Source organism: Stenotrophomonas sp. TWI1149, from assembly GCF_039673155.1.
GTDB classification, from domain to species: Bacteria; Pseudomonadota; Gammaproteobacteria; order Xanthomonadales; family Xanthomonadaceae; genus Stenotrophomonas; species Stenotrophomonas maltophilia_AA.
Window position 1 is genome coordinate 174,291 of record NZ_JBDJLB010000001.1, and the last position, 21,547, is coordinate 195,837.

Genomic DNA, 21,547 nt, shown 5'->3' on the forward strand with positions numbered 1-21,547 from the left:
CCGCCAAACGGCTCAGGCATCGCTGCCCAGCGCACGCAGCAGGCCACGGGCCTTGGCACGGGTTTCGTCCAGTTCCTTGTCGGCGACCGAATCGACCACGATCCCGGCCCCGGTGCGGAAACTGGCGGTGTCGGCGGCCACTTCGGCGGTGCGGATCAGGATGTTCAGGTCCAGGTCGCCATCGCGGTTCAGCCAGCCGAACGCGCCGGTGTAGGCGCCACGCGCGGTCTGCTCCAGCTCGGCGATGATCTGCATGCAGCGCACCTTGGGGCAGCCGGTGATGGTGCCGCCAGGGAACGTCGCGGCGATCACCTGGCCGGGGCTCACGTCCTCGCGCAGGCGGCCACGCACGTTGCTGACGATGTGGTGCACGTGGGCGTAGCTCTCCACGGTCATCAGCTCATCCACCTCCACGCTGCCCGGCGCGCAGATGCGGCCGAGGTCGTTGCGCTCGAGATCGATCAGCATCACGTGCTCGGCGCGCTCCTTGGGATGGCCGACCAGCTCCTGGATGCGCGCGGCATCGTCATCGCCGGCGAAGCGCGGGCGGGTGCCGGCGATCGGGCGGGTCTGCACGCCATCGCCGTGCACCGAGACCAGCCGCTCGGGCGAGGAGCTGACCACCGCCCTGCCCTGCGCCATGAACAGGCCGGCGAACGGCGCGGGATTGGCCACGCGCAGCTGCGCGTACAGCGCCTGCGGCGAGAGCGTCCCGGCGAACTGCGCATTCCAGCGCCGCGAGAGATTCACCTGGAACACGTCACCCGCACGCAGGTAGTCGATCACCTTGCCGACGCCGTCGGTGAAGCGCTGCGGCGCGTCCTCACCGATCGCGACCGGTGGCTGCCACGTCGGCAGCGGAGCCAATGTGGCGGCCGCGGCGAGGTCGTCCTGCAGGGTCTGCAGCAGCGCGGCCTGCCCGGTCTCGCAGACGGCGTGGAACTGGCCGAGCACGCGGTCATGCAGCACCGCCGCCGGGCAGCGCAGGGCCAGCGCGGCGGGCAGCCCATCCGCGCGTGCCGGCAAGGCCAGCACGTCCTCGATCTGGCCAGCCAGTTCGTAATCCAGCATCAGTGCCCAGCCACCACGGAACGGCAGCGTCGTCTCTTCGCGCGGCAGCCGCAGCGCGGCCCAGTGCGCGTCCAGCACGTCGAGGAAGCGGCCGTCATGGGCGACGCCGTCCGCGTCGCGCACCACGCCGTCGGCGTGCAGTGCGAGCGCCTCGCCGTTGCCCATCAGCAGCAGGTCCCAGCGGCCCTGGGCGGTGCCCGAGGCGGTGGACTCCATCAGCAGCGGGTAGCGCTGCGGGGCCAGGCGCTGCAGGGCCAGCAGGTCGGTGGTGGCAGGCAGCGGAAGCGTCTGGAACATGAAAGGACACCGGAAGGGCGCGCAGCGTGCGCGGGGGCCAGATACACCAAGGCCGCCATGATGGCGGCCCGGGTGGGAGGACACGGAACGGGCGGTCAGACGCGCTTGAACACCAGCGTGCCGTTGGTGCCGCCGAAGCCGAAGCCGTTGGACATCACCACATCGACCTTGGCCTCGCGTGCGGTGTTCGGCACGTAATCCAGGTCGCAGCCCTCGCCCGCTTCATGCAGGTTGATGGTCGGCGGAATGATGTTGTCGCGCAGCGCCAGCACCGAGAAGATCGCTTCCACGCCGCCGGCCGCGCCGAGCAGGTGGCCGGTCATCGACTTGGTGGAGCTGACCATCATCTTGTAGGCGTGGTCGCCGAACGCGGTCTTCATGGCCATCGTTTCGCCCAGGTCGCCCAGCGGCGTGGAGGTGCCGTGCGCGTTGAGGTAACCGACCTGGTCCGGGGTCACGCCTGCGTCCTTCAACGCCATGGTCATGCAGCGTGCCGCGCCTTCGCCGTTCTCGCTCGGGGCGGTCATGTGGTACGCGTCCGAGCTGGCGCCGAAACCGGCCAGTTCCGCATAGATGCGCGCGCCACGCGCCTTGGCGTGTTCGTACTCTTCCAGGATCAGGATGCCGGCACCGTCGCCGAGCACGAAGCCGTCGCGTTCCTTGTCCCACGGGCGCGAGGCTTCTGCCGGGGCATCGTTGCGGGTGCTCATCGCCTTCATCGCGCAGAAGCCGCCCAGTGCGGTCGGCGAGGAACCGCGCTCGGCACCGCCGACCACCATCACGTCCGCATCGCCGTACTGGATCATGCGCATCGCGGTGCCGATCGAATGGTTCGAGGTCGCGCAGGCGGAGACCGCCGAGAACGACGGACCCTTCAGGCCGGTGATGATGCTCAGCTGGCCCGGGAGCATGTTGATGATGGTCTTGGGCACGTAGAAGGGGGAAATCTTCTTGCCCTCGTGGAAATCGATGGTCTGCTCTTCGATGCCCAGCAGGCCGCCGATGCCCGCGCCCACGATGGCGCCGATGCGCTCGGCGTTGCCGTCGGTGATTTCCAGGCCCGAATCGTTCAAGGCCATGAAGGCGGCACCGAGGCCGTAATGAATGAACGGGTCCATCTTCTTGGCATCCTTGCCAGTGACCCGGAATTTGCCGAACTGTTCGTTGTCGGCGGTGATGTCGAAGTCCCTGACCTCACCTGCGATCTTGGTGGTGAAACGGTCCAGGTAGGACTGCGAAACGTTGGTCAGCGGACCGATGCCGGAACGGCCTTCGGTGATGCCCTTCCAACTGCTGGCCATATCATTGCCCAATGGCGAGACCATGCCCATGCCGGTAACGACGACGCGACGCTTCATTGCAGATTCTCCTGACCCGGGTGTTGCGGGTATCACGCGGTATAACGCTCAAAAGCACAGGGCCGCAAGCGCGGCCCCATGGGTTTGCCGCACGCGGTCGCGGCAATCGCCACGGCCGCGCGCGAGCCGCCTGACATCAAGCCTTGACGTGGGCGTTGATGTAGTCGATCGCAGCCTGCACGGTGCTGATCTTTTCGGCTTCTTCGTCCGGGATTTCGCACTCGAACTCTTCTTCCAGCGCCATCACCAGTTCAACGGTGTCCAGCGAGTCAGCGCCCAGGTCATCGACGAACGATGCGCTGTTGGTGACTTCCTCTTCCTTGACGCCAAGCTGTTCGACGACGATTTTCTTGACGCGTTCTTCGATGGTGCTCATTGGATATCGCTCCAGATGGAGTAGTGGTTCAAAAATGACGCCATCCGGTGAGGGATGACCGTGGGATAGTGTAGTGGAAACCAGCGACACCTTGCATTGCAGCAAAACATCAAACGGATCAACCACTTGCGGCGCAATCCATGCGCCACATGCTTACGGCATGTACATGCCGCCGTTCACATGGAGGGTTTCGCCGGTGATGTAGCTGGCCGAAGGACCGGCCAGGAACGCCACCGCGTTGGCGATATCGGACGGCTCGCCGAGCCGCTCCAGGGCGATCGACTTCACCAGGCCGGTGCGCTGCTCTTCCGGCAGGGACTTGGTCATGTCGGTATCGATGAAGCCCGGCGCGACCACGTTGACGGTGATCCCGCGCGAGCCGATTTCCTTGGCCAGCGACTTGGAGAAGGCAATGATGCCGGCCTTGGCCGCGGCGTAGTTGGCCTGGCCGGCATTGCCGGTCACGCCGATCACCGAGGCGATGTTGATGATGCGGCCCTTGCGCGCCTTCATCATGCCGCGGATGACGGCCTTGGAGGTGCGGAAGACGCTGGTCAGGTTGGTGTCCAGGATCGCCTGCCAGTCTTCTTCCTTCATCCGCAGCAACAGGTTGTCGCGGGTGATGCCGGCATTGTTGACCAGGATGCTGATGGCGCCGAATTCCTTGGCGATACCGTCGAGCACGGCCTCGAGCGCAGCGGCGTCGGTGACGTTCAGCGCGCGGCCGTGGCCACCCACGGCGGCCAGGCGTTCGCCGATGGCGGCGGCACCGGCGTCGGTGGTGGCGGTGCCGATGACGGTCGCGCCCTGCGCGGCCAGTGCGTCGGCGATCGCGGCACCGATACCCCGGCTGGCGCCGGTGACCAGTGCGATTTCACCCTGAAGGGGCTTGCTCATCTCATTTCCTCGAACGGGACCGGTCCGGCCGGCCTGGCACGAAGCCATTCCAGCACGGACGCGATCGGAAGACATCAGGCGGCCCAGGTCTCGCGGGCCGTCTCGAAATCGGCGGGCGTGGACAGTGTGCGCGCGTCCAGCGATTTGTCGATGCGCTTGATCAATCCGCTCAGCACCTTGCCCGGGCCGCATTCGGCCACGCGGGTGACGCCACGGGCGGCCAGGGCCTGCACGCAGCCGGTCCACTGGACGGGCAGGTAGAGCTGCTGCACCAGCGCCTGGCGGATGGCGTCGACGCCGTCATGCACGCGGGCATCGACGTTCTGCACCACCGGCAGGGCCGGAGCGCGCCAGTCCAGGCCGGCCATGGTTTCCGCCAGGCGGTTGGCGGCTTCGCGCATCAGCGGGGTGTGCGAGGGCACGCTGACGGCGAGCTTGACGGCCTTGCGGACGCCCTTCTCGGCCAGCAGGGCCAGCGCGCGGTCCACGGCGGCGGCGTCGCCACCGATGACGATCTGGCCGGGCGAGTTGTAATTGGCGGGCACCACGACCTGGCTGCCGGCGGCCTGCTCGCAGACCTCCACGACCAGGGCGTCTTCAGCGCCGAGCACGGCGGCCATGGCGCCGACGCCGGTCGGGGCGGCTTCCTGCATCAGCTGCCCGCGCAGGCGCACGAGGTGCGCACCGTCACGCAGGGTCAGCGCGCCGGCGGCGACCAGGGCGGTGTACTCGCCGAGGCTGTGACCGGCCAGCACGGCGGGCTGGGTGCCACCCACGGCGTTCCAGGCGCGCCACACGCCGATGCTGGCCGCAAGCAGGGCCGGCTGGGTGTATTCAGTGCGGTTGAGCATTTCCTCGGGACCGCCCTGCGACAGCGCCCACAGGTCGACACCGGCGCCGTCGGAGGCTTCGGTGAAGGCCTCGCGGATCTGCGGGTGCAGCTCGGCCAGTTCGGCCAGCATGCCCAGCGACTGCGAGCCCTGGCCCGGGAACACGAATGCGAGATTGGTATCGGTCACGCGATCATCCGCCTGCAAAAATCGAACGGCGAATGATAAAGGGGAACGTCGCCCTTCGTCTGTACTGCCGCGTATGTCGGGCCCTTCGTCAGGTGAACAGCTGGAGGATGTCCAGGTCGCCGTCGGTGAAGAAATCGAAGCAGAGGGCCACGACCATCAGCACGCCCAGCGTGGTGGCGCCGTGGACGATCAGGATGGAGTGGGCCAGTGCACGGGCGGAGCGGCCCATCTTCAGGCTGGCGCGGGCCAGGCCCTGAAGGCGGCCGGTGACGTCGTGGGCATGCGCGAGGACCGGGGCTTCGGCACCGTCCATGGCCTGGGCCATGAGGGCCTGGAGCTGCTGCGGGCGGTCCTCGTAGTACTTGGCGACGCCGTAGCCGAACATCAGCCAGTCGCGGGCCTGGGCCTGGGCGAGGTCCATGACTTCCAGCGGGTCTTCCTCGAAATCGATGAAGCCGATGGCGCTGCCATCCCAGGTGAGGTTGCGCGGCAGGGGCTGGCCGAAATAGGCGCCCTTGCTGTGCGCCTGGGCGATCGCATGCATGGCCGCGGACACGAGGCGGTCGCGGCCAGCGTCGTCGGCTTCGCGCAGGCAGGTGTTGAACGAGGAGCCGTTGTCGCCCAGCACGAGGGCCGCGTGGCCACTGCCGATCACGCTGGGGACGTTGACGCCCTGGGCCTGCAGTTCGGACAGACGGCGGGCTTCGGTTTCGCGTGCGGCGTCGCCACCGCGGTGCGGCGGCGGGCGCAGGGCATCGAGCTGGAAGCGGCGGGCGATGAAGTTCAGCAGGCCCAGCGCGACCACGCGGCTTCCTTCGCCGTACTGCTTCAGCCAGGCGCGCTGCCCTTCAATGACGATGGGCTCAACCATGACAGTTCTCCTGAAATGCATACGGCCCCGTAATGGGGCCGTAACGACAGCGTCACGTTGTCGTAACTGACGCTATCAATAGCGCAGCAGAGCAGAACCCCACGTGAAGCCGCCGCCGAAGGCTTCCAGCAGCAGCAGCTGGCCACGTTCGACGCGGCCGGAGCGGACCGCGTGGTCCAGCGCCATCGGCACCGAGGCCGAGGAGGTGTTGCCGTGCTTGTCCACCGTCACCACGACCTGGTCCATGGACATATCCAGGCGCTTGGCGGTGGCTTCGATGATGCGCAGGTTGGCCTGGTGCGGGATCAGCCAGTCCAGGTCGTCCTTGGTCAGCGCGTTGGCTTCCAGGGTTTCGTCGACGACCGAGTCCAGCGCCTTGACGGCGTACTTGAACACGTCGTTGCCCTTCATCAGGATCGCGCCGCGGGCATTCTCGCCCTCGCCGAAGCCGGCCGAGACGCCGACCGGGTTCCACAGCAGCTCTTTCTTGCTGCCATCCGAGTGCAGGTGGGTGCTGAGGATGCCGGTGTCTTCGTCGGCCTTGAGCACGACGGCGCCCGCGCCATCGCCGAACAGCACGCAGGTGGTGCGCTCGGTCCAGTCGACGATACGGGTCAGGGTTTCCGCACCGATGACCAGCACGTGGCGTGCATCACCGGAGCGGATGAATTTGTCGGCCACGCTCAACGCGAACACGAAGCCCGAACAGGCGGCGTTGACGTCGAAGGCGGGGCAGCCGGTCGCACCGAGCTTGGCCTGGATCAGGCACGCGGTGGACGGGAAAATCAGGTCAGGCGTGGTGGTACCCACAACGATCATGTCGAGCTGCGAAGCGTCGATCCCGGCCGCTTCAAGCGCACGTACCGCGGCGTGGTAGCCGAGGTCGCTGGTGGTCTCGCCTTCGGCCGCAATGTGCCGTTCGCGGATACCCGTGCGCGATTGAATCCACTCATCGCTGGTGTCGACCATTTTCTCCAGATCCTGGTTGGTCAACACTTTTTCGGGCAAATAACTACCAGTGCCCGCGATCCTCGAGTAGATCCGCTTGCTCATTACATGTCCTGTAGCACGATCACCAAACGTGGTGATCGGGAAGAATGGGGTAAAGGCCGCCGCCCGACCGGGCAGCGGCCTTCACAAATCAATCTTCTTCGACGGCCGAGTTCGACTTGGTCGTGATCACCTTCTTGCCGCGGTAGAAACCGTCAGCGGTGATGTGGTGACGCAGATGCACTTCACCGGTGGTCGGATCGGTGGACAGCTGCTTGGCGCTCAGGGCGTCATGCGCACGGCGCATACCGCGGCGGGACGGGGTGACACGGGATTTCTGCACAGCCATGGGATTGCTCCAAACTCGGTTCGTTTTGCTTCGTCGTATCGTCGCGCAGGACGCCAGCGCCCAGCACAGTTTTCGCTTTCGCCGCAGCCGCCGACGACAATCCGGCTGCTATTGTTTTTTCAGTGCCGCCAATGCCGCGAACGGATTGGCCTTGCTGATTTCTTCTTCGGTCGGTGCCCAGTCCTTGTCCACGGCCTCACCATCGGGAGACAGCGGCACGACGGGCACGGCCAGGACGAGTTCGTCCTCGACCAGTTCCAGCGGTCGCAGCATGCCATCTTCCGGCACCAGCCACGGTTCCCAGCCTTCCGGCAGCGAGGACTCTTCCTCTTCGCTGCGGATCAGGCCGAGCCGCTGCACCATCGAAACCGGCAACAGGAAACGCTGCAGGCTGCGCTGACAGATCAGCGGCAGCGCGGTGTCGATGGACAGTTCAACATAGGATACCTGCAGGATGTCGTCGTGCGCGAATTCCAGTGCATAGGTGCACGTTCCTTCGGTATCGGCGACAAGGCCCTGGAGGCGGGTCAATTCCGCTAGATCCACCTGGCCGTCGAAGCACCTGCGTGCTGCGACCATCCGCCAAGCATCCAGCATTTCGGGCACGTTTGCGGACATAAGCCGCTGAATGTTAAGGATCGTCCGGGCTGCTGTCAAATACCTGCGCAGTCAGGTTGCCGATCCCCGCCCGAAGGGCCCAGACTGCCGGCCTTCCGTGCCCGGTATTGTCGCATGACCCCACTGCTGCTTGCCTCCACTTCCCGCTACCGCCGCGACCTGCTGGAGCGGCTCGGCCTGCCCCTGGAGACCGCCCGCCCCGAGGTGGATGAGACGCCCGCCGCCGGCGAGGCCCCACGCGCCGTGGCGGTGCGCCTGGCGCGGGCCAAGGCCGAGGCCGTGGCCCGGATCCACCCCGGCCGCTGGGTGATCGGCTCGGACCAGGTCGCGGAACTGAACGGCGCCCCGCTGGGCAAGCCAGGTACGGTCGACGCCGCCCATGCACAGCTGGCCGCGATGTCCGGGCAGGTGGTGGCGTTCCACACTGCGGTGAGCCTGGTTCGCGATGGCGAGGCGCTGGAGACCTGCGACCTGACCCGGGTCCACTTCCGGGCCCTGGGCGCGGCCGAGATCGCCCGCTACGTGGCCGCCGAGCAGCCGCTGGACTGCGCCGGCAGCTTCAAGTGCGAGGGCCTGGGCATCACCCTGTTCGAGGCGATCGAGAACCGCGATCCGACCGCCCTGATCGGGCTGCCGTTGATCGCGCTGAGCCAGCTGCTGCGCCAGGCCGGCTACACCCTGCCCTGAGTCTCAGCGCAGCTGCCGCGCCTGCAGGCAGCCCGCATCGAGGTCGCCGGTCGCCCAGCCAACCCAGCGCCCGGCCAGGGGCATGGCCAGGCCCACCGGCCGTCCCGCACAGTGCAGGACCAGCCGCGGCGCCCTGCTCTGCGCGGCGAAGTCGATGCGCCACGCCGTGCCACCGAGCGTGTTGCGCACGGCCACCAGGGACACATCGCGGATCGGGACGGCCACGGCCGTTGACGCCGTTCGCGCCTCCTGCAGATAGACGGTTTCCGGCCAGGCGAACATCGCGCTGCCGTGCGCGCGCAGGCTGGGCAGCGCGGCCTGCACTTCGGCGGGTACGCTCTCGCCATGGATCTGGTCCGGATCGACCACGCCCGCCGCCGCGGCCGTGGCAGTCATGCTGGCCACGCGCTGCATGCTGGCGCCCAGGTAGGCCATCCATGCCGTACTCGGCAGGGCCGCCACGGCGAGCAGCAGCGCCGCCCAAGCCACCGCGCGGGGACGGCGCGGGCCGACGCGCACGATCGTCCACAGCAGCAGGCCGGACCAGAACAGCCACGACCAGGGCACATAGCGCGGCGCGGCCAACTGGGCGGGGAAGTCGGCGAAATACGACCAACGGCTGAGGGCGACCAGGCCGCCCACGGCGAGGCCGAACCAGGCCATCGCCAGCGCGACGGATTCCCCTGCCCCGGCGCTGCGCCCGCGCTGCCCGCTGTGCCAGCTCATGCCAAGCAGGCCGACCACGCCGGCCGCGCCGATCAGCAGATGCGGCCAGCGCGAGGTCATCACCGGTCCGAACAGCGACTGGTATGCGCTGGCCACGGCATGCACCGCACTGCGCACCGGCGCGAACGGCAGCTGCTGGGCCGCCGCCGGATCCAGTGCCGGCCACGCCAGATAGATGAAGGGCGAGGCCAGCCAGCGCAGCAGCACGTCCAGTTGTGCCAACGGCATCAGCCCCATCTGCGAGGGCATGCCCGTGCGCCCCATGCCCAGGTGCAGGCCGACCGCCACGAGCAGCCCGGCGATCAAGGGCAGCCAGTGCGACACCGGTGCACGACGCACCGCCAGCACCGCGGCCAGCCCGACGAACACCGCCACGCCACTGCCGAAGGAGAACGTCGCCGCCACGCCACACACGGCGGCCAGCACCGCACCGCGGCGATACCCACGCAGCAGCAGGGCGACACCGGCCATCAGCGCGACGGTGATCAGGTAGGCATGCACGGACTCGTTGCCATGGGTCAGCGCGCGCTGGCTGCCCAGCCAGAAGATCGACAACACGCCGACCAGGGTTGCCGCGGCGCGCACCGACGGCGCCAGCGCATCGGCCTTGAGGATGCGGGCCAGCAGCCACACCGTCACCAGCGCCAACGCCATGCCGGTGCCGATCTGCAGCCATTGATTGCCGTGCAGCCAGCACAGCTCGGCGTAGCGCACCAGGTTCGGCAGGATTTCGCGGTGACCGTTGTCCGACACCAGCACGTTGGACGGCCAGGGCATCTCCAGCAGCTTCTGGGTGAAGCGCCACGGATCGGCGTACAGCACGCGCGGCGAGAGCCAGGCCATGGCCGCGAGGCCCACCCCGACGACGGCCGCGACCGCGCACCACAGCAGGCGCGTCAGCACGGGCGACACCTCCGCGGCAGGCGGGCGGACAGCAGACAAGGGGGCAGATTCCTGCGACGCAGTGCGCATGAGGGTGTCATCCATGGAAGAGCATGTGCGCTCAGCGCGCGGGGAGGGTGAAGGCCTGTTCCTGCCATTGCTCCACGCTGCCGTCCTTGCCGTGCAGCGTCATGCCCAGCCAATGGCGGCCGGGCGCGAGGTGGTCGGTCTTCAGCGTGGCATCGAAGGCCACGTTGGGGTGCTGCGGATCCGTGGAAATCTTCCAGGCGCCGGTGATGTCATACGCGCGCCCATAGACCGCATCGCCAACCGGCGTGCCATCGATCAGCAGCTCGACCCGGTCGATGCCGACGCCATCCTTGAAGGCCCAGCCCCGCACCTCGAGCGTATCGCCGACCGCGGCGCCGGGCTGCGGCGCATCCACCCAGGCCATCGCCGGGGTCACGCACGGCCCTTCGGCGCGCTCGGCCGGCAGCCTGAAAAGCAGGAAGCGCTGATAGCCGTGATCGTTGCTGACCACGCGCGGCGGCGGCAGCGGCCCCACCTGCTCGCAGACCGCGTGGTAACGCTCCAGCAGATCGCGATAGCGTTGATCGCTGGGCGAGAGCACCAGCAGCATCGGCGTATCGCGCTGGCCGTCGTGCAGCAATCCCCACAGGCCGAGCTGTGCGCTGCGGCCATGCTTGTCGTTCAATGGATGGCGCAGCACCTCGATCGAGGGATCGCGCAGCTGGAACCCCAGTTCCGCGCCGACCTTGAAGTTGCCGGCCAGCACGCGCGTACCGGGCGGCATGCGTTTCAGTTCTTCGCGTACCGCGCCGGCCAGCGGTTCCCAGCCGGCGAAGTTGCGCGGGTAATACTTGTAGCCCGCCAGCTGCTCGCGCACGCTCGGAATGGAGACCATCAGGTAGTAGCCGAAGGCCAGGGCGAGCCCGGCACCGGCCAGCCACCAGCCGGTGCGGCGCAGCCAGCGCGGCCAGCCGTTGAGCACCACCGGCACCGCGATCAGCAGCGCGAGGTAACCCGGCAGCGGCCAGTGGAAACTGATGCGCTCCACATCGGTGAAGAAGCCCAGGCCGAAGATGGACAGCGTCGATACCGCACCGATCAGGCCGAAATAGCGCCACTGCGCGCGCGCGCCACCGCCCGAGCGGGTACCGGCCAGGGCCACCTTCCACATCGCGATGCACAGGATCGGGGTGACCAGCATCGGCTGGATCACCAGGAACCACAGCCCGCTCCATTCGAACGCCCACGGGTGGCGCTCGACCACCTGGAATTTCAGGCCCGCATCATGGTTGTCGGCATTCCACGACAACAGCGGCAACCACGCCAGCACGCCCACCGCCAGTGCGACCCACACGCGCGGATCGCGCAGCATGCGCCGGCCCTGCGGCAGCACCAGCAGCGCGATGAAGCCGACCACGATCACGCCGATGAAGCGGTAATGGCTGAGCGCGCCGATCGCCAGGCCGGCGGCCAGCTTCACTGCCGCCGCCGCATCGACACTGCGCAGCAGCCGCGCGCCGGCATCCAGGCACAGCACCGCGGCCAGCGCCATCGGCACATCCGGCACGGCCAGCATGCCCAGCGTCGCCGACAGCGGCATCAACAACGTCAGGCTGCCGGCCTGCCAGCCGGCCACCGCACCGAACCAGCGCGTGGCGATGCGCGAGACCAGCCATGGCAGCCACGCACCGATCGCCAGGAACGGCAGGCGCAGCGCGAGCACATGGTTGCCGCCCACTTCCACGCCCAGGCGCGCCAGCCATGCGGTCAGCCCGGGCAGGTCCGAATAGGCCGCGGCCAGGTGCTGGCCTTCCTGCCAGTAGAAGGCTTCGTCCACGAACAAGGGCAGACGTGCGGCCACCACCAATTTGACGGCGGTGACCAGCGTCCACAACAACAGGAATATGGTGCGTGCGCGTTGTTCGCCCTGCATTGCTCTATAGAATCAGTGGAATCATCGAATCGAGACGGACATGGATCATTCGCCCCCCGTGCCAGCCATGCTAACCGATGTACTGCGACAGTCCCTTCGCGCCGCCCAGGATCAGGTCAACGGGCTGGTGCTGGGCAAGGCGCAGGAGGTGCGGCTGGCCTTCGTGGCGCTGCTCTCCGGTGGCCATCTGCTGATCGAGGACCTGCCCGGGCTGGGCAAGACCACCCTCGCCCATGCCATGGCCTCCAGCCTCGGGCTGGGCTTCCAGCGGGTGCAGTTCACCTCCGACCTGCTGCCTGCCGATGTGCTCGGCGTCTCGGTGTACGACGCCGGCAGCCGCCAGTTCCAGTTCCACCCCGGCCCGGTCTTCACCCATGTGCTGCTGGCCGACGAGATCAACCGCGCGCCACCGCGCACCCAGAGCGCGCTGCTGGAAGCGATGGCCGAGCAGCAGGTGACCCTGGATGGCGTGACCCATCCGCTGCCGGATCCGTTCTTCGTCATCGCCACCCAGAACCCGGTCGACCTCTCCGGCACCTTCCCGCTGCCGGACTCCCAGCTGGACCGCTTCCTGCTGCGGCTGGCGCTGGGCTACCCCAATCCGGAATCCGAGCGCGAGCTGCTGCGCGGCACCGATCGCCGTCATCTGATCGCGCAGGCCACCGCGCGCCTGAGCGAGATCGAGGTGCGCACGCTGCGCGAGGCGGTCGGCCAGGTACATGCCAGCGAAGCCCTGATCACCTACGTGCAGGCCCTGCTCGCGCGCAGCCGCCAGCACGCCGGGGTGCGCGTCGGCCTGTCGCCACGCGCCGGCCTGGCGCTGCTGCGCGCGGCGAAGGCGCATGCGCTGCTGCTGGGCCGCGCGCACGTCGTGCCCGAGGACGTGCAGACGCTGTTCGTCGCGGTGGCCGGGCATCGCCTGGTGCCGGAGGCCGAAGCCGGCAACGGGCCCGCGCTGGCCCGCGCCATCCTCCAGACCGTGCAGGTCGACTGAGATGCGCCGCGGCTGGGGAGCCCGCTGGCAGCAACTGCAACACCTGGCGCGGCCGCGCCGACCGGAGCACCTGCCGTGCCGGTTCGACCGGCGCCGCATCTATGTGCTGCCGACGCGCTTCGGCCTGTTCGTCGCCGCGCTGCTGTCGGCGATGCTGATCGGCGCACTGAACTACAACAACAACCCGGCCCTGCTGCTGGCGCTGCTGCTGGCCACCGTCAGCATCGCCAGTGCGATCAGCGCGCACCTGCAGCTGTCCGGCCTGCAGGTGGATGCGGTCTCGGCCGAACCGGTGACGGCGGGCGCGCCGTTGCGGCTGCGCATCAGCCTGTCCCGCGCCGATACCCGCGCCCGTCGCGGACTGCAGGTGGAGCACGCCGGCGTCAGCGCGTTCGGGCATCTGGTCGACAGCGATCAGATCGAAGTCGATCTCGACCTGCCCACCCACCAGCGCGGCTGGTTCGACCTGGCGCGGATCCGCCTCGCCACCACCCAACCGCTCGGCCTGGTGCGGGCGTGGTCTTGGGTGTGGCCGGAGACGCCGCTGCTGGTCTATGCCGCACCGGAATCGCACGCCCCCGCACTGCCGGAAAGCGGCGGCGATCCGCTGCATACCCGCGTGCACGCCAGCGGCGACGAGCTGCATCAGCTGCGCCCCTATCGCGCCGGCGACCCCACCCGCAGCATCGCGTGGAAGCACTCGGCGCGGCGCGACACCCTGCTGGTGCGCGAGTACGAAAAACCGGTCGGGGTGGAGATCGTGCTGGACTGGTGGCGCCTGGCGCCGCTGGGCACCGAAGCACGGATCGCGCGGATGGCGCGCTGGGTCGACCTGGCCGAACGCGAAGGCCGCCGCTACACGCTCAAGCTGCCGGGCCAACCGGTACTCGGCCCCGGCAACGGCAGCGCCCATCACCATCTGTGCCAGCGCGCGTTGGCGCTGTTGCCTCATGACTGACACGCCCGCCGCCCTGCTGAGCCCCGGGGCGCGCGCCTGGACGCTGGCCAGCGCGGCGCTGGGCCTGGCGCCGCTGCTGCTGCAGCTGCCCACCGTGCTGGCCGCCGTCATCGCCGGCGTCGCCCTGCTCACCGCCGCCGCCTCACGCCAGCGCCTGCTGCCGGGCGCGCTGCGCCTGCTGCTGGTGCTCGGCATGCTTGCCGCCATCTACTGGCAGATGGGCCCGCGTCCCGGCCGCGACACCGGCTGCGCGCTGCTGGCAGCCATGCTCGCGCTGAAATCCAGCGAGCTGCGCAGCCTGCGCGATGCCCGCAGCCTTGTCGGCTTCGGCCTGTTCGGCCCGTTCGCCGCGTTCCTGCTCGACCAGGGCCCGCTGACCATGGCGCTGGCGGTACTGGCTGGCCTGGTCGCCCTGCTCGCGCTGCAGCGGCTGGCGCATGTGGAGGGCCAGGCACCGCCGGCGCCGCTCAAGCGCCAACTGCGCGGCATCGGCCGGCTGGTCCTGCTCGGCCTGCCGCTGGCGCTGGCCGGCTTCTGGCTGTTCCCGCGGTTGAGTGAACCGCTGTGGGGCATCCCGGACCGCGCGGTCGGCAAGCCCGGCCTGTCGGACACGATGGAGCCCGGACAGTGGCTGGACCTGATGGCCGATGACACCCCGGCGCTGCGCGTGCAGTTCTTCGGTGCGATCCCGGCGCCGCAGCAGCGGTACTGGCGCGGCCCGGTATTGACCCGTTTCGATGGCCAGCGCTGGGAACAGGACACGCGACAGAGCGAACGCGCGCCCGCCGCGGTGACCCATGCCGCCACCCAGTGGGAGTACCAGATCGATTACGAGCCGACCGACCGCCGCCAGCTGGTCGCGCTGGACCTGCCGCTGCAGGCGCCGCCCGGCAGCGAACTGGATGCCAACCACAGCCTGCGCAGTCGCGCGCCGCTGAGCGCATTGACCCGCTGGCGGCTGACCTCCGCGCCGGCCGTGGCCTATACCGAAGCGTTGACGCCGTACGAGCGCCGACTGGCGCTGCAGCTGCCCGCCGGCGTGAACCCGCGCACGGCCGTGCTGGCCCGCCAGTGGCGACAGGAGGCCGGCAGCAACGATGCGGTGATCGTACAGCGCGCGCTCGACTGGGTCCGGGCGAGCTTCGTCTACACCCTGGATACGCCCGAGCCGGGCCGCGATGGCGTGGACGACTTCCTGTTCGATCAGCAGGCCGGCTTCTGCCAGCACTTCAGCTCTTCGTTCGTCGTGTTGATGCGCAATGCCGGCATCCCCGCGCGGGTGGTGACCGGCTTCGCTGGCGGCATGCGCAATCCCTACGGCAACTACTGGGTGCTGCGCCGGATGGACGCGCACGCCTGGGCCGAAGTGTGGCTGCCCGGGCGTGGCTGGGTGCGGGTCGACCCGACGGCGGCCGTGGCGCCCGAGCGCGTCTACGACACGCTCGACGACCGGCTGGCCGCCGGCGCGGCCGGCGCCACGTTCGACAGCCGCTGGCTGCAGATCGGACAGATGGGCGATTGGCTGCGCCGGGGCTGGAACGACCTGGTCCTGTCCTTCGACGCCAACCGCCAGCAGCAGCTTCTTGAACCGTTTGGTTTCAAACGGCTGGATCCGGGCCAACTGGTCGGAATTTTCATCGTCTTCGCGCTGGCCGCGCTAGGCTGGATGGCATGGCTGCTGGCCCGCGGCGAACGCGAGCGCGACCCGCTGTTGCGGGCTTGGCATCGGCTGGGACGCCGTTACGCACGCTATGGGCTGTCCCGCGCCAGCGCCGAACCCGCTGGCGAGTGGGCGCGCCGGGTGGACCGGCAGCGACCCGATCCTGCGCTGTTGTCGCTCAGCGCGCGTTTCGTCCAGGCGCGCTACGCTGGCGCTGACGTCGACCTCACTTCATTATTGCGCGACCTGCGCAGGCATCGCCCGACCTCCGGAGCATCCCCATGAAGATTCAAATCCTGCTTCCCCTTGCTGCCTCTCTGGCACTGGCTGCCTGCGCCACCGCGCCGAAGCCGTTGCAGGGGCAGTTCAGTATGGTCAGCCCGCGCGACGCGGTTCCCACCCAGCAGGTGGGCACTCCGGTACGGTGGGGTGGTCGCATCATCGAAACCAATCCGGGCCAGGGCCAGACCTGCTTCCAGATGATCTCGCGCCCGCTCAACGGCAGCGGCCGCCCGAGCACCACCTCGGCCGACGCCAGTGACGGCCGCTTCATCGCCTGCCGCGCCGGCTTCTACGATCCGGCGGTGTTCGAGCCGGGCCGCGACGTGACCTTCATCGGCAAGATCGGCGGCTACGAGAACACCCGTATCGGCGAGTACGACTACCGCCTGCCGAAGCTGGACGCCGACGTGATCTATCTGTGGCCGGAACAGCGCCAGGTCGATGTGGTGCCCGCCTACCCGTACGGCCCGTGGGGCCCGGGCTGGGGTCCGGGCTGGGGCTACCGCGGCTGGGGCTGGTGGTAACACGCTGACGCAGAAACGCCGCCCTCGGGCGGCGTTTTTGTTTGCGCCTGGCCGGCTCAGCCGTTCGGCGTACCGAAGTGACCCAACTGCGCGCCGGCCAGCAGGTGCAGGTGGATATGGAACACGGTCTGCCCGGCATGCTCGCGGCAGTTCATGACGATGCGGTAGCCGTCCTGCGCGAAACCTTCGCGGCGCGCGTATTCGGCGGCGGCCATGGCCAGCTTGCCGATCAGGTGCGCCTGGTCCGGCCGCACATCATCCAGGGTCGGGATCGCCTCGTGCTTCGGAATGAACAACACGTGCACCGGCGCCTGCGGCGCGATGTCCTTGAAGCCGAGCACCTCCTCGTCCTCGTAGACGATGGTGGCCGGAATTTCGCGGCGGATGATCTTGCCGAACAGGGTGTCGTGGCTCATGAGGGCACCTCGTGGAACAGGGCCTTGGAGAGTAGCGCGGATGCGCGTCCGGTTTCGATCATTGCCGCGCGCTGCGCGGCGTCACTCCTGGACTTCGGTCCGCGTGCCGAACGCGTGCGACAGCGTGCCGCGATCCACGTATTCCAGCTCGCCGCCCAGCGGCAGGCCCTGCGCCAGGCGGCTCGGCCGCACCTTGTAGCCGCGCGCCATCTGCGCGAGGTAATGCGCGGTGGCTTCTCCTTCGACGGTGGCGCTGGTGGCGATGATCAACTCGTTGACCTCGCCCTGCTTCAGGCGCGCCTCCAGCTGATCCAGGCCCAGTTCGCGCGGGCCGATGCCGTCCAGCGGCGACAGCCGCCCCTGCAGCACGAAGTACACCCCGCGGTAGCCGGTGGCCGTTTCGATCGCCAGGCGATCCGCGGGTGATTCCACCGCACACAGCTGCTGGCGCTCGCGGCTGCCGTTGGCGCAGACCGCACAGATCTCGGTTTCGCTGAAATCCCGGCACTGTTCGCAGTGCCCGATCCGCTCGATCGCCTTGGCCAACACCTCGGCCAGCTTCTGGCCGCCCTCGCGCTCGCGCTCGAGCACGTGGTACGCCATGCGCTGGGCAGTCTTCTGGCCCACGCCCGGCAACACGCGGAAGGCCTCGATCAATTGTTCGAGCAGGGGCAGGCTCATGGCGGATCGCTCATCTCAGAAACAAGCGCGCGAAGCCCGAAGGCTTCGCGGCGCGGTCACCACGGTCGCGCCAGGCGGGCACCCGGCGCAGGCGGTGGGTCAGAACGGCAGCTTCATGCCCGGGGGCAGCTGCATGCCGGCGGTCGCCGAACCCATGCGGTTCTTCGACTCGGCATCGATCTTGTTGGAAGCATCGTTGAACGCCGCCGCCACCAGGTCTTCGGTCATTTCCGCATCGGCCAGCACCGACGGATCGATGCGCACCTTGCGGCATTCCTTGGTGCCGGTCAGGGTCACGCTGACCATGCCGCCGCCGGCGCTGCCGGTCACTTCCAGCTTGGCGAGGTCTTCCTGGGCCTTCTGCAGGTTTTCCTGCATCTTCTGGGCCTGCTGCATCAGTTGGGCGATATTGCCGCGCATGGGTCTTTACTCTTCAAAAGGACGAATGGAATCGGCGACGACCCGGGCACCGTGTTGCTGGACCAGCAACTGCACCGACGGATCGGCCATGAAAGCGGCTTCCGCCGCCGTTTGGCGTTCGCCACGCTGGCGGTCAGCGCGCTGATGCAGGGTCTCGGCACCGGCCGCGCCGGTATCGATCACCAGGCGCGGGGCCTGCCCCAGAGGGCCGGTCAACGCCGCGATCAGCGCCGCCTGCGAGCGGTCCGAACTCAAATACTCAAATCCGGGCGAAATCGCCAGTTTCAAGACGCCATGCTGGTAGCTGATGAACGCCGAGTGCGCCGCCAGCTGCTTGGACGGGCCATTGAGCTGGCTGCCGGCGACCAGTTCCAGCCACGCATCGGCGGTCAGGTCGCCCTGTGCCTCCGAGGGCGCGGTCTCCGGCGCCGAAGGTGCGATGGCGATGCCCTCCGGGCGGGCCACCGGGGCCGGGGCTTCCCGTACAGGCGCGGGAGCAGGAGGTGCCACGGTCCGCTCGGGCGGCGCTTCCCATGGGGCGACCATGGCCGCATCCGGGGTGGCCATTTCAGCGGCCAGCGCTTCGTCGCGATCGGCCGCGTCGCTTTCACGGTGCCACGGCGGCAGATCGTCGTCGGCCGCGGGGGCTGAGACGGCAGGCTTGGCCGGTTTCACCGGTTCGGCGGCTGCCGGCGCCGGGGCAGGCTTCCTGGGTGCCGGCGCCTCGGGCGCCTCGGAGACCGGGGCAACGACGGGGGCCACAGTGGCCGCCTGAGCGACGGGGGCACTGGCCCTGGTCGACGCTGCGGCCGGAGCGGCGCTCGCTGACGCAGCGGCCATGCCGGTGCACTGGCCGCTGGCCTGGCCACCACTGTTCACTTCGGTACCGGTGCCCGGATCGCGGGGGACGGGCGGTACGGCGGCGGCCGGACGGAACGCCAGCATGCGCAGCACGGCCATCTCGAACCCGGCACGCGGGCTCGGGGCCAGGTGCAGGTCACGGCGACCGCCCAGGGCCATCTGATACCAGAGCTGGACCACTTCCGGGCGCAGGCGCTGGGCGAAGGCCTCGGCATCGATCCCCTCGCCTGCCGTCGCGGCGCCCGGCACCAGCTGCTGCACCTGGATACGGTGCAGGGCTTCGGCCAGGGCGTCGAGCACCCCGCTCCAGTCCGGCGAGAACTCGGCCAGCAGGGCCACGGTCTGCAGCAGGCGCGGGCCATCACCATCGGCCAGCGCATCCAGCATCGCCGCGACCTGCGTGCGGTCGACCGTGCCCAGCATCGCGCGCACGACATCCTCGCGCAGCGCGCCGCCGGCATAGGCGATCGCCTGGTCCAGCAGCGACAGGCCGTCACGCAGGCTGCCATCGGCCGCCTTGGCCAGCTGCACGATCGCGGTCGGGTCGGACTCGATCTCCTCGGCGGCCAGGATCTTCGTCATCTGGCCCTGGATCTGGTCCTCGTCCAACCGCTTCAGGTTGAACTGCAGGCAGCGCGAGAGCACCGTCACCGGCAGCTTCTGCGGATCGGTGGTGGCCAGCAGGAACTTCACATGCTCCGGCGGCTCTTCCAGCGTCTTCAGCAGCGCATTGAACGCCGCCTTGGACAGCATGTGCACTTCGTCGATCAGGTAGACCTTGTACTTGCCGCGGGAGGGCATGTACTGGGCGTTCTCGATCACCTCGCGGACATCGTCCACACCGGTATTGGACGCGGCATCGATCTCGAGCAGATCGATGTAGCGGCCGGAGTCGATGTCCAGGCAGGCCGGACACTGACCGCACGGATCGGCGCTGGTGCCCTGCTCGCAGTTCAGCGACTTGGCGAAAATACGGGCAATGGTGGTCTTGCCGACCCCGCGGGTGCCGGTAAACAGGAACGCATGGTGCACACGGCCGCTGTCCAGCGCATTGCTGAGCGCACGGACCACGTGTTCCTGGCCCACCAGCTCGGCAAAACGCTTCGGACGCCACTTGCGGGCAAGGACGAGATAGGACATCAGGCCACCGTCTTCATCGGGACGACCATTGTGCCACGCCTGTCCAGCCCCCCTGCCCTCTGTGACGAACCGCTTGTGCGAATCCAATTCCCCCGCTAGAATCTGCGCCCCTGCAGCGGGTTATCGCAGCAGGTCCGGAGAGGTGTCCGAGCGGTTGAAGGAGCACGCCTGGAAAGTGTGTAAGCGTCTAAACCGCGCTTCGGGGGTTCGAATCCCCCTCTCTCCGCCACACAAATAAAAAGGCCGCCCTCAGGGGCGGCCTTTTTATTTGTGCGACGGACAGCATGGGGGCCGAGAACCCCAACGGGTTCGACGGATTCGCCCGGAGCGAATCCGGACAGCCGAACGGCTGGCCCTGGAGCGCGTCAGCGCGGAAGGGCTGGGTGCATGGATGCACCCAGCAATCCCAATGAAGCGGCCAGCCTGCATCCGAAGCCGTCCGGCTGCGCCCCTGCCCCATCTGCGCACATACACCGGACCGCTGTCCGGCTGCTCCAAACGCAGCCCACCCATGCCAAAGTCGTCCCCATGCCCACCCTCCGCCCCTACACCCCAACAGACGCCCCCGCCTGCCTCGCGCTGTTCGACACCAACGTGCCGCGTTACTTCGCCCCACACGAACGCCAGGACTTCGCCGCGTACCTGCTCCACCCGGACCGCACCCACGACTACCTCGTGATCCACCACAACGGCCTTATCGTCGCCTGCGGTGGCCTCGCCCTGGACAACGAACACACCGCCGCCTTCTGCTGGGGCATGGTCGACCGCACCCGGCATCGCCAAGGCCTGGGCAAGCAGCTCTCCCGCGCACGCCTGGCCCACGCAACAACGCTCGGTGCCCAGCGCGTAACGCTCAGCACCAGCCAGCACACGCAGGCGTTCTACGCCGGACTCGGCTTCGTCGTCACCCACATCACCCCCGAGGGGCATGGCCCCGGGCTGGATGCGGTGGAAATGGTGCTCGAACTGGCGCCGCGTTGAGCGGCGCCAGTGATTGGAGCGCGTCAGGGTTACGTCAGCCACGCATGGCGTGGCTCTACCCCCGAGCGCGCAGCGTGCGTTTTGAACGCCTCAGCTGCTCGACAGCTTCATCAACACCAAACCGCTCACGATCAACACCGCTGCGGCAATCCGCATCGCGCTGACCTGCTCGCCGAGGAAGGTAATGCCGATCACGAACGCGCCGACCGCGCCGATGCCGGTCCAGATCGTGTACGCGGTGCCGAGCGGCAACGTGCGCATCGCCAGCGACAGCAGCCAGAAGCTGGCGATCATGGTGACGAGGGTGATGATCGAGGGGGTGAGCTTGCTGAACCCCTCGGACTGCTTCATCGACAACGCCCAGACGATTTCCAGTACACCAGCTGCCAACAGATAGATCCAGGCCATGTGGCCCTCCTTGATGGGGGCCAGGCCGTCCTGGTCAGTGGGTCCCGAGTGGGGGAGGCCGTTCCTCCTGTGCCGCGTATTTTAGCAACCCGCCCGCGCAGTGGCCGCTGCCTGCGGC

At 68.4% G+C, this 21,547-nt stretch carries 22 protein-coding genes and 1 tRNA gene; 7 read left to right on the forward strand and 16 right to left on the reverse strand.

Going from position 1 to position 21,547, the window contains the following annotated elements:
* Positions 1-12 precede the first annotated feature (12 nt).
* The 9 genes from ABE424_RS00870 to ABE424_RS00910 all read right to left on the reverse strand — a co-directional run bounded on the left by ABE424_RS00870 (position 13) and on the right by ABE424_RS00910 (position 7,846).
* Positions 13-1,368: an aminodeoxychorismate synthase component I gene (locus ABE424_RS00870; protein WP_346492704.1), complete on the reverse strand. Its 1,356-nt coding sequence runs from the start codon at positions 1,366-1,368 to the stop codon at positions 13-15.
* A gap of 95 nt (positions 1,369-1,463) precedes the next feature.
* Positions 1,464-2,726, reverse strand: coding sequence for a beta-ketoacyl-ACP synthase II (fabF, locus tag ABE424_RS00875; RefSeq protein ID WP_176990978.1), 1,263 nt, complete (start codon positions 2,724-2,726; stop codon positions 1,464-1,466).
* 136 nt (positions 2,727-2,862) lie between these two features.
* Positions 2,863-3,102 (reverse strand): acyl carrier protein, encoded by a 240-nt coding sequence (acpP, locus tag ABE424_RS00880; RefSeq protein WP_017357544.1) that lies wholly within the window; start codon positions 3,100-3,102, stop codon positions 2,863-2,865.
* 153 nt (positions 3,103-3,255) lie between these two features.
* Positions 3,256-3,999 carry a 3-oxoacyl-ACP reductase FabG gene (gene fabG, locus ABE424_RS00885; RefSeq protein ID WP_346479297.1) on the reverse strand — a complete coding sequence of 248 codons (744 nt, stop codon included), beginning with the start codon at positions 3,997-3,999 and terminating at the stop codon, positions 3,256-3,258.
* A gap of 74 nt (positions 4,000-4,073) precedes the next feature.
* Positions 4,074-5,018, reverse strand: coding sequence for an ACP S-malonyltransferase (gene fabD, locus ABE424_RS00890; protein ID WP_346488701.1), 945 nt, complete (start codon positions 5,016-5,018; stop codon positions 4,074-4,076).
* Between the two features lie 88 nt (positions 5,019-5,106).
* Positions 5,107-5,889, reverse strand: coding sequence for a serine/threonine protein phosphatase (locus ABE424_RS00895; protein WP_346492705.1), 783 nt, complete (start codon positions 5,887-5,889; stop codon positions 5,107-5,109).
* Between the two features lie 75 nt (positions 5,890-5,964).
* Positions 5,965-6,942, reverse strand: a complete 978-nt coding sequence (locus ABE424_RS00900) for a beta-ketoacyl-ACP synthase III (protein ID WP_176990974.1) — start codon at positions 6,940-6,942, stop codon at positions 5,965-5,967.
* A gap of 88 nt (positions 6,943-7,030) precedes the next feature.
* A complete protein-coding gene (gene rpmF / locus ABE424_RS00905; RefSeq protein WP_017357626.1) occupies positions 7,031-7,228 on the reverse strand; it encodes a 50S ribosomal protein L32 in 198 nt (65 codons plus the stop codon).
* A gap of 108 nt (positions 7,229-7,336) precedes the next feature.
* Positions 7,337-7,846, reverse strand: coding sequence for a YceD family protein (locus tag ABE424_RS00910; RefSeq protein ID WP_121043054.1), 510 nt, complete (start codon positions 7,844-7,846; stop codon positions 7,337-7,339).
* 114 nt (positions 7,847-7,960) lie between these two features.
* Between ABE424_RS00910 and ABE424_RS00915 the strand changes: the two genes are divergently transcribed.
* Complete coding sequence (locus tag ABE424_RS00915; protein WP_346492706.1) at positions 7,961-8,533, forward strand: Maf family nucleotide pyrophosphatase; 573 nt, start codon at positions 7,961-7,963, stop codon at positions 8,531-8,533.
* Positions 8,534-8,536: 3 nt separating this feature from the next.
* Here the strand turns inward: ABE424_RS00915 and ABE424_RS00920 are convergent, their stop codons facing one another.
* Positions 8,537-10,201 (reverse strand): hypothetical protein, encoded by a 1,665-nt coding sequence (locus tag ABE424_RS00920; RefSeq protein WP_346492707.1) that lies wholly within the window; start codon positions 10,199-10,201, stop codon positions 8,537-8,539.
* 61 nt (positions 10,202-10,262) lie between these two features.
* The gene (locus ABE424_RS00925; protein ID WP_346492708.1) at positions 10,263-12,104 is read right to left on the reverse strand and encodes a glycosyltransferase family 39 protein; all 1,842 of its coding nucleotides are present in this window, start codon (positions 12,102-12,104) and stop codon (positions 10,263-10,265) included.
* A gap of 40 nt (positions 12,105-12,144) precedes the next feature.
* Between ABE424_RS00925 and ABE424_RS00930 the strand changes: the two genes are divergently transcribed.
* The 4 genes from ABE424_RS00930 to ABE424_RS00945 are packed head-to-tail and all read left to right on the forward strand — an operon-like array spanning position 12,145 to position 16,522.
* Positions 12,145-13,098 carry a MoxR family ATPase gene (locus ABE424_RS00930; RefSeq protein ID WP_179460906.1) on the forward strand — a complete coding sequence of 318 codons (954 nt, stop codon included), beginning with the start codon at positions 12,145-12,147 and terminating at the stop codon, positions 13,096-13,098.
* 1 nt (position 13,099) lies between these two features.
* Positions 13,100-14,056 (forward strand): DUF58 domain-containing protein, encoded by a 957-nt coding sequence (locus ABE424_RS00935; protein WP_346479291.1) that lies wholly within the window; start codon positions 13,100-13,102, stop codon positions 14,054-14,056.
* Positions 14,049-16,001, forward strand: a complete 1,953-nt coding sequence (locus ABE424_RS00940; RefSeq protein WP_346492709.1) for a DUF3488 and transglutaminase-like domain-containing protein — start codon at positions 14,049-14,051, stop codon at positions 15,999-16,001. Before ABE424_RS00935 ends, ABE424_RS00940 begins: the two co-directional genes overlap by 8 nt.
* The gene (locus tag ABE424_RS00945; RefSeq protein WP_019185338.1) at positions 15,998-16,522 is read left to right on the forward strand and encodes a Slp family lipoprotein; all 525 of its coding nucleotides are present in this window, start codon (positions 15,998-16,000) and stop codon (positions 16,520-16,522) included. Before ABE424_RS00940 ends, ABE424_RS00945 begins: the two co-directional genes overlap by 4 nt.
* A 56-nt stretch (positions 16,523-16,578) precedes the next feature.
* Here ABE424_RS00945 and ABE424_RS00950 read toward each other — a convergent pair whose 3' ends face one another.
* The 4 genes from ABE424_RS00950 to dnaX form a co-directional block, all read right to left on the reverse strand.
* The gene (locus ABE424_RS00950; RefSeq protein ID WP_019185337.1) at positions 16,579-16,938 is read right to left on the reverse strand and encodes a histidine triad nucleotide-binding protein; all 360 of its coding nucleotides are present in this window, start codon (positions 16,936-16,938) and stop codon (positions 16,579-16,581) included.
* An 81-nt stretch (positions 16,939-17,019) separates the two neighbouring features.
* On the reverse strand, positions 17,020-17,619 hold the full coding sequence (recR, locus tag ABE424_RS00955) for a recombination mediator RecR (protein WP_176990968.1): 600 nt from the start codon (positions 17,617-17,619) through the stop codon (positions 17,020-17,022).
* Positions 17,620-17,718: 99 nt separating this feature from the next.
* Complete coding sequence (locus tag ABE424_RS00960; RefSeq protein WP_179460902.1) at positions 17,719-18,039, reverse strand: YbaB/EbfC family nucleoid-associated protein; 321 nt, start codon at positions 18,037-18,039, stop codon at positions 17,719-17,721.
* Positions 18,040-18,045: 6 nt separating this feature from the next.
* Positions 18,046-20,040 (reverse strand): DNA polymerase III subunit gamma/tau, encoded by a 1,995-nt coding sequence (gene dnaX, locus ABE424_RS00965; RefSeq protein ID WP_346492710.1) that lies wholly within the window; start codon positions 20,038-20,040, stop codon positions 18,046-18,048.
* Between the two features lie 136 nt (positions 20,041-20,176).
* On the opposite strand from dnaX, the gene ABE424_RS00970 reads away from it, so the two are divergent.
* Both ABE424_RS00970 and ABE424_RS00975 read left to right on the forward strand, forming a co-directional pair.
* Positions 20,177-20,269, forward strand: a tRNA-Ser gene (locus tag ABE424_RS00970).
* A gap of 299 nt (positions 20,270-20,568) precedes the next feature.
* Complete coding sequence (locus ABE424_RS00975) at positions 20,569-21,021, forward strand: GNAT family N-acetyltransferase (protein ID WP_346492711.1); 453 nt, start codon at positions 20,569-20,571, stop codon at positions 21,019-21,021.
* A 90-nt stretch (positions 21,022-21,111) separates the two neighbouring features.
* On the opposite strand, the gene ABE424_RS00980 is transcribed toward ABE424_RS00975, so the two are convergent.
* The gene (locus ABE424_RS00980) at positions 21,112-21,429 is read right to left on the reverse strand and encodes a multidrug efflux SMR transporter (RefSeq protein ID WP_346492712.1); all 318 of its coding nucleotides are present in this window, start codon (positions 21,427-21,429) and stop codon (positions 21,112-21,114) included.
* Between the last annotated feature and the right edge of the window lie 118 nt (positions 21,430-21,547).